The 12,411-nt window shown below is 58.3% G+C and carries 14 protein-coding genes; 8 read left to right on the forward strand and 6 right to left on the reverse strand.

Annotation, left to right across the window (positions count from 1 at the left end; genetic code table 11):
* Window positions 1–115 precede the first annotated feature (115 nt).
* Entirely contained in the window at window positions 116–1,315 is a 1,200-nt protein-coding gene (tyrS, locus tag QWI18_RS14625; RefSeq protein WP_369319137.1) for a tyrosine--tRNA ligase, read from the reverse strand.
* A 211-nt stretch (window positions 1,316–1,526) separates the two neighbouring features.
* On the opposite strand from tyrS, the gene QWI18_RS14630 reads away from it, so the two are divergent.
* Entirely contained in the window at window positions 1,527–2,960 is a 1,434-nt protein-coding gene (locus QWI18_RS14630) for a peptidoglycan DD-metalloendopeptidase family protein (protein WP_369319205.1), read from the forward strand.
* A 3-nt stretch (window positions 2,961–2,963) separates the two neighbouring features.
* Complete coding sequence (locus QWI18_RS14635; RefSeq protein ID WP_065991367.1) at window positions 2,964–4,055, forward strand: anhydro-N-acetylmuramic acid kinase; 1,092 nt, start codon at window positions 2,964–2,966, stop codon at window positions 4,053–4,055.
* Window positions 4,056–4,117: 62 nt separating this feature from the next.
* Here the strand turns inward: QWI18_RS14635 and erpA are convergent, their stop codons facing one another.
* Window positions 4,118–4,468 carry an iron-sulfur cluster insertion protein ErpA gene (gene erpA / locus QWI18_RS14640; protein ID WP_065991366.1) on the reverse strand — a complete coding sequence of 117 codons (351 nt, stop codon included), beginning with the start codon at window positions 4,466–4,468 and terminating at the stop codon, window positions 4,118–4,120.
* A gap of 176 nt (window positions 4,469–4,644) precedes the next feature.
* Window positions 4,645–5,679, reverse strand: a complete 1,035-nt coding sequence (gene argC, locus QWI18_RS14645; RefSeq protein WP_192134848.1) for an N-acetyl-gamma-glutamyl-phosphate reductase — start codon at window positions 5,677–5,679, stop codon at window positions 4,645–4,647.
* Window positions 5,680–5,812: 133 nt separating this feature from the next.
* Between argC and hemJ the strand changes: the two genes are divergently transcribed.
* The 5 genes from hemJ (at window position 5,813) to coq7 (ending at window position 9,236) form a co-directional block, all read left to right on the forward strand.
* Complete coding sequence (gene hemJ, locus QWI18_RS14650) at window positions 5,813–6,238, forward strand: protoporphyrinogen oxidase HemJ (RefSeq protein WP_065991364.1); 426 nt, start codon at window positions 5,813–5,815, stop codon at window positions 6,236–6,238.
* Window positions 6,239–6,282: 44 nt separating this feature from the next.
* Window positions 6,283–7,197 carry a DUF805 domain-containing protein gene (locus QWI18_RS14655; RefSeq protein ID WP_065991363.1) on the forward strand — a complete coding sequence of 305 codons (915 nt, stop codon included), beginning with the start codon at window positions 6,283–6,285 and terminating at the stop codon, window positions 7,195–7,197.
* Window positions 7,198–7,252: 55 nt separating this feature from the next.
* Window positions 7,253–8,038, forward strand: coding sequence for an SDR family NAD(P)-dependent oxidoreductase (locus QWI18_RS14660; RefSeq protein WP_369319138.1), 786 nt, complete (start codon window positions 7,253–7,255; stop codon window positions 8,036–8,038).
* Window positions 8,039–8,124: 86 nt separating this feature from the next.
* Window positions 8,125–8,463, forward strand: coding sequence for a histidine triad nucleotide-binding protein (locus QWI18_RS14665; protein ID WP_065991361.1), 339 nt, complete (start codon window positions 8,125–8,127; stop codon window positions 8,461–8,463).
* 125 nt (window positions 8,464–8,588) lie between these two features.
* Complete coding sequence (gene coq7, locus QWI18_RS14670) at window positions 8,589–9,236, forward strand: 2-polyprenyl-3-methyl-6-methoxy-1,4-benzoquinone monooxygenase (protein WP_369319139.1); 648 nt, start codon at window positions 8,589–8,591, stop codon at window positions 9,234–9,236.
* 104 nt (window positions 9,237–9,340) lie between these two features.
* Here the strand turns inward: coq7 and speD are convergent, their stop codons facing one another.
* Together speD and QWI18_RS14680 are read right to left on the reverse strand one after the other, a co-directional pair.
* On the reverse strand, window positions 9,341–10,135 hold the full coding sequence (gene speD, locus QWI18_RS14675; protein WP_037019204.1) for an adenosylmethionine decarboxylase: 795 nt from the start codon (window positions 10,133–10,135) through the stop codon (window positions 9,341–9,343).
* Window positions 10,136–10,370: 235 nt separating this feature from the next.
* On the reverse strand, window positions 10,371–10,793 hold the full coding sequence (locus QWI18_RS14680; RefSeq protein WP_037019202.1) for an OsmC family protein: 423 nt from the start codon (window positions 10,791–10,793) through the stop codon (window positions 10,371–10,373).
* Between the two features lie 206 nt (window positions 10,794–10,999).
* Between QWI18_RS14680 and crp the strand changes: the two genes are divergently transcribed.
* Window positions 11,000–11,644 carry a cAMP-activated global transcriptional regulator CRP gene (gene crp / locus QWI18_RS14685; RefSeq protein WP_065991358.1) on the forward strand — a complete coding sequence of 215 codons (645 nt, stop codon included), beginning with the start codon at window positions 11,000–11,002 and terminating at the stop codon, window positions 11,642–11,644.
* A 28-nt stretch (window positions 11,645–11,672) separates the two neighbouring features.
* Here the strand turns inward: crp and QWI18_RS14690 are convergent, their stop codons facing one another.
* On the reverse strand, window positions 11,673–12,368 hold the full coding sequence (locus QWI18_RS14690) for a biotin/lipoate A/B protein ligase family protein (protein WP_369319140.1): 696 nt from the start codon (window positions 12,366–12,368) through the stop codon (window positions 11,673–11,675).
* Window positions 12,369–12,411 lie beyond the last annotated feature (43 nt).

A 12,411-nucleotide genomic window follows, 5' to 3' on the forward strand; every position in this document is an offset into this window, starting at 1 on the left:
TCGCTGCTTACTTCGTCCAACCCTTTGATTATCAAGGAGTTTTCCGTTTCGTCTGCGCCGGAAGTGGGGCGAATTATAGACAGATCCAGAGACGCGTCAAGCACTTATTTGAACTTTATTCCGAACGAAGTGTAATCCGGCCGAACGCCTTCTTGCCGGCCTGACATACATGGGTCGCGCCCAGCCTGAATACAAACCCGCGATCCACAACTTCACCATCTATACGCACGCCGCCAGATGCCAACAGGTCGCGAGCGACCGCAGCGTTCTTAACCAGCCCCGCCTTATTAAGGACGGCAGCAATCGGCATGTCTTCGGCTGCAGCGACGTCGATCTCCGGGAGATCCTCCGGAAGCTCTCCATCCTTCATACGGTTTCCAGCAGAACGATGGGCAGAAGCCGCAGCTTCCTCACCATGGAAGCGCGCAACGATCTCTTCGGCCAGCTTGATCTTGATGTCACGTGGATTGGCGCCCGCTTCGCAATCCGCTTTAAAAGCAGCGATCTCTTCCATGGAGCGGAAGCTCAGCAGCTCAAAGTAACGCCACATCAGCGCATCAGGGATGGAGACGAGCTTGCTGTACATAATGCCGGGCGCTTCTTGGATACCTACGTAGTTACCCAACGACTTGGACATCTTCTTGACGCCGTCCAATCCTTCCAGCAATGGCATCGTCAGAACACACTGAGCCTCCTGACCATATGCACGCTGCAGCTCGCGCCCCATCAGCAAGTTGAATTTCTGATCGGTCCCGCCCAGCTCAACGTCGGCGCGCAAAGCAACCGAGTCGTAACCCTGGACCAGCGGATAAAGGAATTCGTGGATGGCGATGGACTGGTTCGACTTGTAACGTTTGTCGAAGTCATCACGCTCCAGCATGCGCGCTACGGTGTACTGGGAAGAGAGTCGGATGAAGTCTGCAGGACTGAGTTGATCCATCCAGGTGGAATTGAACGCCACCTCGGTTTTGGCCGGATCAAGAATCTTGAACACCTGAGCCTTGTAGGTCTCGGCGTAGTCGAGCACTTGCTCGCGGCTAAGCGGGGGACGGGTGGCACTCTTGCCACTCGGATCACCAATCATGCCGGTGAAGTCGCCGATCAGGAAAATCACCTGATGACCAAGATCCTGGAATTGACGCAGCTTATTAATAAGCACCGTGTGCCCGAGGTGAAGGTCGGGCGCGGTCGGATCAAAACCGGCCTTGATGCGAAGTGGCTGCCCACGCTTGAGCTTTGTGACCAGCTCGGCCTCGACCAGGAGTTCATCTGCACCACGCTTGATCAGCGCTAGCTGCTCTTCAACCGACTTCATAACCGCCCCGTAATGCCGTATTTCAAAGGGAAACAACCATACAAGATCAGCGCCCAAATACAAGTTCTGACAATAGGAGCGCGACGAATCGCGGAGCGAGCCGATCGCAAGCTTGCCTCAGGCGAGATTTGGTTATATTTTATACAGTTATTTCATCTTCATCATGTCATTCATCTTTTCCATTTCATCTTTTTCAAAGTCAAAATTACCTATGACCGACACTCCGCCTAAAGCGCCACCGCTTTATCCGAAGAGCCACCTGCTAGCAGCCAGCGGCATCGCCGCACTGCTTAGCCTGGCTCTCCTCGTATTCCCATCCAGCGACGTCGAAGCCAAACGAACCAACCTTGCTCTGGAACTGGACACACCTGCCGACCAGATCAAGCAAGAACAAGACGCTCAAGAACAGACTCAAGCCACAGAGGCACCCGTAGATTCTCCCTTCGCCCAGATCGAAGGTGATGCGGCTGAACCGGCTGATGCCGCGAAGACAGCAAGTGACACCAAGGCCGCGCCGAAAGAGGTTGCTACTGCCAAAGGCCCGACCCACCGGGAAGTGGTGGTCTCAAAGGGCGATACGCTGTCGACGTTGTTCAGCAAAGTCGGCCTGCCTGCGACGGCGGTGCACGACGTTATTGCCAGCGACAAACAAGCCAAGCAGTTCAGTCAGCTGAAAAATGGCCAGGTGCTACAATTCGAGCTCTCGCCTGAGGGCAATCTCAAGCAGTTGCACAGCAAGCTGAGCGAGACAGAAAGCATCAGTTTGTCTCGCACGGACAAGGGCTATACGTTTACCCGTGACGTGAGCAAACCTAATGTACGCACGGCCTATGTGCATGGCACGATCAACAACTCACTGTCGCAATCCGCCCAGCGCGCAGGCCTCAGCCATACGATGACAATGGAGATGGCAAACATCTTCGGGTACGACGTCGACTTCACCCAGGATATCCGCAAGGGCGACGAATTCGATGTGATTTACGAGCAGAAGGTTGTCAACGGCAAGACGGTCAGTACAGGGAATATCCTTTCGGCTCGCTTCGTAAACCGTGGCAAAACCTACACCGCTGTGCGGTATACGAACAAACAGGGCAACACCAACTATTACACTGCGGACGGCAACAGCATGCGTAAGGCGTTCATCCGTACGCCGGTCGAATTCGCCCGCATCAGCTCACTGTTCTCATCCGGTCGCAAACACCCGATCCTGAACAAGATTCGCGCCCACCAAGGCATCGACTACGCTGCACCTCGTGGCACCCCAATCAAGGCCACTGGCGATGGTAAAGTCATCCTTGCCGGTCGGCGCGGCGGTTACGGCAACACTGTGATCATTCAGCACGGTGAAACCTACCGGACGCTGTACGGCCACATGCAGGGTTTTGCCAAGGGCATTCAGTCCGGATCCAGCGTCAAGCAGGGCCAGGTCATTGGCTATATTGGAACCACCGGCCTGTCCACGGGTCCTCATGTTCATTACGAGTTCCAGGTAAATGGCGTTCATGTCGACCCGCTGGGGCAGAAGCTGCCGATGGCTGATCCGATCGCCAAGTCCGAAAAACAGCGGTTCATGCAGGAGAGCCAACCTTTGATGGCTCGCATGGACCAGGAAAAGGCCACCATGCTGGCCTCGAGTAAGCGCTGACCCATGACTTTATATGTAGGTGTAATGTCCGGAAGCAGTCTGGACGGACTCGACTTCGCGCTGGTAGAACAGGATGACCGACCACGTTTGCTCGGCACCTACTACATTCCCATGCCGGACGACCTTCGCGCCGAACTGCTGGGGCTCTGCGCCAGCGGCCCGGACGAGTTGGCCCGCGCCGGCATCGCCGAGCAGAAATGGGTTCGTCTCGCGGCTCAAGGCGTGCTGGCCCTGCTGGACCAGCAGAGCGTGTCAGCCGGTGAAATCCGCGCGATCGGCAGTCACGGTCAGACGATTCGTCATGAGCCGGCCCGCGGCTTCACCATCCAGATTGGCAACCCTGCCCTGCTCGCCGAGCTAACGGGCATCACCGTGGTCAGCGACTTCCGCAAGCGCGATATCGCCGCAGGTGGCCAGGGGGCGCCGCTGGTTCCCGCTTTCCATGAAGCGTTGTTCGACGATAACAAAGACTACCGCGCCGTGCTCAACGTCGGTGGTTTCAGCAACCTCAGCCTGATCGAAATCGACAAACCGGTTTCCGGCTTCGACTCAGGGCCAGGCAATGTGCTGCTGGACGCCTGGATTCAGGCACAGCGGGGCGTGAGCTATGACCGCGATGGCGCGTGGGGCGCGAGCGGGACAGTCAATGATGCGCTGCTGAAGTCCATGCTCAGTGATCAGTTCTTTCAAACGAAGGGGCCTAAGAGCACGGGTCGTGAAGTATTCAACCTTGGCTGGGTTCACCACCATCTGTTCCAGATGCCAACGCTGAGACCCGAAGATGTGCAGGCGACACTGCTCGAAGTCACCGCATTGAGCATTACCGAGTCCCTGCAATCGGCACAGGCGCAGACCAAAGAACTGCTGGTCTGCGGCGGCGGTGCTCACAACAAGGCGTTGATGGATCGGCTGGCGGCGCTACTGCCAGCAACAAAGGTTTCTAGCACTGCAGAGTTCGGCGTTGATCCTGATTGGGTCGAAGCGATGGCGTTTGCCTGGCTTGCCCATTGCGCGCTGGAGAGCGTACCCGCCAACCGTCCAAGCGTGACGGGGGCCAAAGGCCTGCGAGTGCTGGGCGCGATCTACCCGGCCTGACCCAACGCCCACCATGCAAAACGCCGCGCAAATGCGCGGCGTTTTTGTGTGTATCGCCTGGATCAGATCGAGAACGAAGAGCCACAGCCACAGGTAGTCGCGGCATTGGGGTTCTTGATCACGAAGCGAGAGCCTTCAAGCCCCTCCTGATAATCCACCTCCGCACCTGCCAGGTACTGGAAGCTCATAGGGTCGACCACCAGACTGACGCCCTCGCGCTCGACAATGGTGTCATCATCGGCGACGTCTTCGTCAAAGGTGAAGCCGTACTGGAAACCGGAACAACCGCCACCGGTCACGAAGACACGGAGCTTCAGGCGATCATTACCCTCTTCATCGACCAGAGTTTTCACCTTGTGCGCGGCACCGTGGGTGAATTCCAAAGCCACTGGGGTAAAGGATTCAACGCTCATGTTCAAAATCTCCCGGCGCTAAGCCGTCATAATGCGTAATGACGCGCATTATCCGCTTCTCCTAGAAAATTGGTCAACTATTGTGACGGCAGCCACAGCTCGCAAGCGACAAGCCGCAAAAAACAGCCGCTATCACCAGCGAGTTGAGACTTGCCGCTTGAGGCCTGAAGCCGCTATTACGGCAACATCCCCGCATGGGACAGGCCTAGGCGTTCATCAAGGCCAAACATGATGTTCATGTTCTGCACGGCCTGGCCCGAAGCGCCTTTGACCAGATTGTCGATGACCGACAGCACCACCACCAAATCCCCGTCCTGAGGCCGATGCACGGCCATGCGGCACACATTGGCGCCACGTACGCTCCGGGTTTCCGGATGGCTTCCGGCGGGCATCACGTCGACGAAAGGCTCATTGGCATAGCGCTTTTCGAACAACGCCTGCAGATCGACCGACTTGTCCACGACGGTTGCGTACAACGTGGCGTGAATCCCACGGATCATCGGCGTCAGGTGCGGCACGAACGTCAGCCCGATATCGCCACCTGCAGCACGGCGTAGCCCTTGAGTGATTTCGGGGAGATGGCGATGGCCTTTAACGGCATAGGCCTTGAAGCTCTCGCTGGTTTCGGAATACAGCGAGCCCACACTGGCGCCGCGACCTGCACCACTGACACCCGATTTGCAGTCCGCGATCAGGCGCAATGGATCAGCAAGGCCCGCTTCGAGCAGTGGCAGAAAACCCAACTGAGTGGCGGTCGGATAGCAGCCAGGCACTGCAATCAGGCGCGCGCCCTTGATGTGCTCGCGATTGACTTCCGGCAGGCCGTAAACCGCTTCGTCGAGCAATTCGGGCGCGCCGTGGGGCTGGTTGTACCACTTGGCCCACTCGACCGGGTCTTGCAGACGGAAGTCAGCGGAGAGGTCGATGACCTTGGTGCCCGCGGCGAGCAACTCGCCCGCCAGCGCATGTGCGACACCGTGGGGCGTGGCGAAGAACACCACATCGCACGCGCCCAGCACTTTGACGTCCGGTACGCTGAACGCCAGGCCGTCATAGTGACCACGCAGGTTGGGATACATGTCAGCGACAGGCAAACCTGCCTCGGAGCGCGAGGTGATCGCAACCACTTCAGCCTCTGGGTGTTGCGCCAGAAGACGCAGCAACTCGACGCCGGTGTAACCCGTACCGCCGACGATACCGACCTTGACCATAACCTGCCCCTCAACCAAACCAGTGGAAAGCCGCTGATCATATGGGTCGATTGCCGATGGGACAACCGCGAACGTGACGTACGGGCGCGGAAGCCACTACTATTTGGCACCGTGTCCCTGGAAACAAACCAAAATGCTCTATCTCTGGATTAAAGCGCTGCACATCATTGCAATGGTGTGCTGGTTCGCCGCCCTGTTCTATCTGCCGCGATTGTTCGTCTATCACGCCATGAGCGAAGACTCCGTAAGCCGCGAGCGTTTCTGCACCATGGAACGCAAGTTGTACCGCGGGATCATGATGCCCTCGATGATCGCTACCCTGGTATTCGGTATCTGGCTGATCGTTCTCGCACCGGGTTTCCTGCAGCAAGGCTGGTTGCATGCCAAGCTCACCCTCGTTGTCCTGTTGATTGGTTACCACCACGTGTGCGGCGCGCAGGTCAAACGCTTCGCGCGCGGCGAACCTGGTCGCAGCCATGTGTTCTATCGCTGGTTCAACGAGGTACCCGTGTTGATCTTGCTGGCGGTGGTCATTCTGGTCGTCGTCAAACCGTTCTGACGCGCATTGCTCATATCGTATGAACTCAAGACAAGGAAGCCAGCATGGCGGAGCACTTCAAGATCGTTTTCGAGGGACAGCTGCGAACAGGCGTTGAGCTGGAGACAGCGCGCCAGAACCTGGCGCAGCTGTTCAAGACTGAGGTGTCCGGCGTTGATCGTCTCTTCACCGGCAAACCCGTGACCATCAAGCGAAGCCTGACGCGGGACGACGCGCAGCGTTATCTCGCGGCGTTGAACGATGCAGGTGTCGAGGGCCGTATCGAGCCCGAGGAGCCCGTGTCATTGAGGCTTGAGGACGTGGTCGAAGATACTCCACAGCGTCCGGCTTTCGAACCTGCGGCCTCGCCCTACGCACCGCCGCGCACGCCGGCCGCACAAAACTGGCCCGCCGTAGGCGACTTGAAGGTGTTCTCCATTCGGGGGCGAATCGGCCGTCTGCGCTACCTGGCGTGGAGTCTGGCGCTGGTGGCCGTCGGCCTGCTGGTCGCTGCCGTGTGCGTCGGCGTTCTCAGCGTTTCGCTGGTGGCGGGCGGACTGCTCGGCACCGTTGCCCTCGTCGCGTTCGTGGTTGTCAGCATCCAGATCGGCGCCCAGCGGTTGCACGACGCCGGTTGGTCAGCCTGGTTGCTGTTGCTGAATCTGGTGCCGGTGGTGGGCAGCTTCTTTCCGATCCTGATGATGGCAGTCCCTGGCAACACGGGCCCGAATCGGTATGGTCCGCCGCCGCCCGGCAACACACCGCGCGTCAAGGTCCTCGCCATTCTGTGGCTCGCGGTGCTGGCGCTGGCCTTAGTGGCCGGGATGATGGGTGGTCTGAACACTGTTCAGGAGCAGGTCGAAGCCACCACCAGCGAATACGAGCAAGCGCTGCCTTACGACGATGACGCGGAACAACCGGTCGTTCCCGTTGATCCTGTCGATAGTGGTGACTCGTCCGACAGCAACGACGACCAATAACTATCTGGCAGCAAGGACGCTGTCTCAATACAAGCTGCAAACACTGGAGAATTGCATGACCCGTTATGCCATGGTCACAGGTGCATCCAGCGGTATTGGCCTGGCGATGGCCGAAGCCCTCGCACGCCGGGGTCGCAACCTTATTCTGGTGGCCAGGCACCGGGAGATGCTCGAGAGCATCGCCATCGAGTTCACCCAACGCTTTGGTGTCGAGGTGCTGTTCCGCGCCTGCGATCTGGGTGAGCCGCTGCGCCTCTCGGGCTTTCTGCTTGAACTCGAGGAAGGCTCGCGAAGCATCGACTTGCTGGTTAACTGCGCTGGCATCGGCAACAGCGGGCCCTTTCTCGCTCAAGAGTGGGCGCAAGAGCAAGATCTGCTCGACCTTAATGTGCTCGCGTTGACGCGTCTCTGTCACACGGTTGGCAACCTGATGGCGGTGCAAGGCGGCGGCCAGATCCTCAACGTTGCGTCGATCATGGGCTTTCAGCCGGGACCATGGATGAGCACCTATGCGGCGAGCAAAGCGTACGTCCTGCATTTTTCCGAAGGGCTTCGCGAGGAGCTGCACAAGACCGGCGTGAAGATTTCGGTGTTGTGCCCCGGGCCGACGCGCACAGCGTTTTTCCGCACCGCACAACTGGATGCCGGCAAGTTTACGCACGACGACCACATGACCGCCGAGGAGGTCGCGCTGTACACGGTTCGCGCGCTCGACAAGAACCGTGCGGTGATCATCCCAGGTTGGCGAAACAGGCTACTGACACGCCTGCCGCGCTTTGTCAGTCGCTGGATGACGCGAAAGCTCTGGGGCTCGATGCTCAAATCTCGTACGTCAGTCTGACGGGGCACATCGCAACAAACGTCTGGGCGTGAACCGGGACGCTCAGTACACTGCCTTCATCCCCCTCGAAACGGAGCAAGAAGGCTGTGGATACTTTGTTTACCAAGATCATCAATCGGGAAATCCCGGCGAAGATCATCTACGAAGATGATCAAGTGCTGGCCTTTCACGACATCGCCCCCCAGGCGCCTGTGCATTTTCTGGTTATCCCGAAGAAGCCGATTGCCACCCTCAACGACGTGACTGAAGACGATAAGGGCCTGCTGGGCCACATTCTGTTCACGGCCCAGCGCCTGGCAAAAGAACTGGGTTGCGAGGACGGCTTCCGCGTGGTCATGAACACCAACGAAAAAGGCGGACAGACCGTCTATCACATCCACATGCACGTGCTGGGTCAGCGCCAGATGAACTGGCCGCCGGGCTGAGTCATCCTCTCCGGTCTTCGTCGACCTGCCGGATGCGCGCCAACGCCCCGGCGGGCTGACACCGGACAAGCCCGGTTACACCGTTTGAGGTAGACTGACCGCCGTGGATTTACCCGGAGGCGCCCATGGCTACCGAACGTCACTACTCCCCTATCGACCGTTTCCTGCTTCAAGCCGACGCAGCGATGAAAACGCTGCTGCCCGTCAGCGCGCACGCACATCGTCCTTCGCCTGCCATCGTTCAACCCGACGTCAAGATGAATGAGTCCGACACCCGGCATGTCGCAGGGCTCATGCGCATCAATCACACTGGCGAAGTCTGTGCTCAGGCGTTGTATCAGGGGCAGGCACTCACCGCGAAACTGCCTCAGGTGCGCAAAGCCATGGAGCACGCCGCCGAGGAAGAAATCGACCATCTGGTGTGGTGCGAGCAACGCATTCATCAGTTGGGCAGTCATACCAGTGTGCTCAACCCATTGTTCTACGGTGCTTCGTTTGGCATCGGCGCAGTGGCTGGCTTGATCAGCGATCGAATCAGCCTGGGCTTCGTTGCCGCGACGGAAGATCAGGTGTGCAAACACTTGAATGAGCATTTGGAGCAATTGCCAGTCGAGGATGAGAAGTCGCGGGCGATTCTCAAACAGATGCGCGCCGACGAAGAGCATCACGCAGAAAGCGCGATCGAGGCAGGCGGTTTCCGCTTCCCGGCGCCGGTGAAGTTCGGCATGAGCCTGTTGGCAAAAATCATGACCAAAACCACCTACAGGATCTGATCGAATCTGCGGTCGGCCGGCCTTTATCAGCGAACAAAGCTGCCACGAAAGACCGGAAACAAAGAAGGCGCCTGAACAGGCGCCTTTTTTGTATCACTGAGACCTTAGACCGGCATGTTGCGGCCGTAGAAGATTTCGAGCATCTCGTGCTTCACGCGGCCGGTCACCTGCTCGCGCTGTTCAGCGGAGAGATTGCTGGTGGCGTCGCCGAACAGGTAGTTGTCCAGCTCGAACTGCTTGAGCAGCATTTTGGTGTGGAACAGGTTTTCCTGGTACACGTTCACGTCAGTCATCTGGTAGCTGTCGCGCGTGTCATCGGAAAGGTAATTCTGGATCGAGTTGATCTCGTGGTCGATGAAATGCTTCTTGCCTTCGACGTCACGGGTAAAGCCGCGCACGCGATAGTCGACGGTCACGATGTCGGACTCGAACTTGTGGATCAGGTAATTCAAAGCCTTCAACGGGGAAATCACGCCGCAGGTCGATACATCGATGTCCACACGGAACGTGGCGATGCCGTCAACGGGGTGGATTTCAGGGTAGGTGTGAACCGTGATGTGGCTCTTGTCCAGGTGCGCGAGAATGGTTTCCGGCAGCGGACCCGGCGATTCTTCGATCTGGCTGTCAGTCGGCGTAACCGGCTGCTCGGAGATCAGAATGGTCACACTGGCGCCTTGTGGATCGTAGTCCTGACGGGCGATGTTCAGGATGTTCGCGCCAATGATATCGACGACATCGGTGAGAATCCGCGTCAGGCGTTCGGCATCGTACACACTGTTGATGTACTCGACGTAGGCCTGCTGGTCCTGCGGGGTTTCCGCATAGCAGATGTCATAGATGTTGAAGCTCAAGGTCTTGGTCAGGTTATTGAACCCGTGGAGCTTGAGTTTGCTTTTCACCGTTAAAAACTCTCTATATGGGTGCGGCGCTGGCCGCGTGATCAAGCATGCCCGTCAACTGAGCCCGGCTCAGCTGCGTAGGACGGTTAACACCTCTTCGCGTTGGCGATTTTGGTTGTCTGGTCGGAGGCGAGCCGGCTACCCGGCGGTCGCGCCCTGAAAAAGGGGCGCATTATGCAGACGTCAGAAGTCGCATGCCATAGCCTGCACCGCTTTTGTGAAAATTGAGCGTTGCTCAACCCAGTTCGATGATCTCGTAGTCGTGGGTGATTTCGACGCCGGCATTACCCAGCATGATCGACGCCGAGCAGTATTTCTCGGCGGACAGCTCGATCGCACGTTTGACCTGCGTCTCTTTGAGGCCGCGCCCTTTAACCACGAAGTGCAAATGGATCTTGGTGAACACCTTGGGATCTTCGTTGGCGCGCTCGGCTTCCAGGAACGCCTCACAACTCTCGATGGGCTGACGGGCTTTCTTGAGAATGCTGACCACGTCGTAATTGCTGCAGCCACCCAGGCCAATCAGCACCATTTCCATCGGGCGAACACCCAGATTGCGACCGCCGCTTTCTGGCGGGCCATCCATCACAACCACATGGCCGCTGCCGGACTCACCGAGGAACATCGCCTCACCCGCCCATTGAATACGCGCTTTCATCACCGGACTCCAATGCTTGAAAAATGGCGGCCAGCTTAGCACAGGGCCCTGCCGTCGCTGAGTGGACGGGACATGCCCGGCAACGACCGAAATGTAGGAAGTGTCTGAAAAATTGGCTAATTGCCGCTGTTGAACTGCGTCAAATGGCAACTACTGCCGATACCTCTAAGAATGCCTAAGGGCGCAGTTTTTTACGGGATACAGCCATGCTCGCCGTGCAGCCTCCGAACAAGATGAAAATCGCCGACAAACTGCTGCCGCACGCCCAGCGGCGACGATGCCTGGCGAAGACCAATATCCTCTGCGCAGGCGAAGAATCGGATTCGCTGTACCTGCTCATCAAGGGCTCGGTGACGATCCTGATCGAAGACAACGAAGGTCGCGAGATGATCGTGGCCTATCTCAATACAGGGGACTTTTTTGGCGAACTGGGACTTTTCGAGCAGACGGCCGCCGGTGCCCACCGCAGCGCCTGGGTGCGCGCCAAAACCGAATGTGAAGTGGCCGAGATCAGCTACGCCAAGTTCCGCGAGCTCAGTCAGCAGGATCCCGAATTGATGTACGCCATCGGTGCGCAAATCGCCGAGCGTCTGCGCAACACTACCCGCAAGGTGGGCGATCTGGCGTTTCTGGACGTCACTGGCCGCGTTGCCCGCAGCCTGCTCGATCTGTGCAAGCAGCCTGACGCGATGACCCACCCCGATGGCATGCAGATCAAAATCACCCGCCAAGAGATTGGCCGTATCGTAGGGTGTTCGCGGGAGATGGTTGGTCGTGTGCTCAAATCGCTCGAAGAGCAAAACCTGGTGCATGTCCGGGGCAAAACCATGGTGGTTTTCGGCACCCGTTAACACACGGACCGGGGTATTGGCAGGTGAGTCAGATTCCGGCCAGCAGGCGTGTATAGCGTTCACTCAAACGGCCAAGAAAATCCGGCGCGTCGAACAGCTCATGCAGAGCGATATGGCTTTGCGCTTCGCACCGCGCATCGAGTTCACAGGTTTCATTGAAGCGATTGACTGCGTTGACCATCTCAACGCGCTCGTTATCCAGCAGCATCGCGGCATGGGCCAACACCACCGGCCGCTTGCCACCCTGACTCTGCCGCCAGCGCTGCGCAGTACCCACCATCTTGCGAGCGTTGAGGTTGACGTTGAAACGGCCATCGCAGAAGGCCCCTTCGACTTCGCCCAAGGATGCAGCGCCACCCAGCTCACTCAGCGTATCGAGGATCGGCTGACACAGGCGCATGTAGGCGTTCTCGATGCGGTCGCGATCCAGATCGGTGTCCGGCTGCACATACACAAGCGCCACGTTGACCGTCGAGGGCGATTGCGGCACGGGCTCGCCGCCACTTTCACGCAACAGCACAGGCCAGCCACTGTCGGCGAGGGTTTCGCTGGCTTCAGTGAAGCCGGGAAGACGGCTCAACCGCCTTGGCATCACCAGCGCGCGGTCGGTAGGCCGCCAGAACAGGAAACCGCTCTCGGCGTGCCCATCACACACTGACGCCAGCAGATCCTGCTCGGCCTTGAGGCCGGCTTCAACGCACGTTGCCAAGAGCTGAAGGGTCATGCTGCCTCCTGACGTGAGTGGCGATGGCTTTCTGGCCTACACC

The sequence above is a fragment of the Pseudomonas sp. W2Oct36 genome (assembly GCF_041060465.1).
GTDB lineage: Bacteria > Pseudomonadota > Gammaproteobacteria > Pseudomonadales > Pseudomonadaceae > Aquipseudomonas > Aquipseudomonas graminis_B.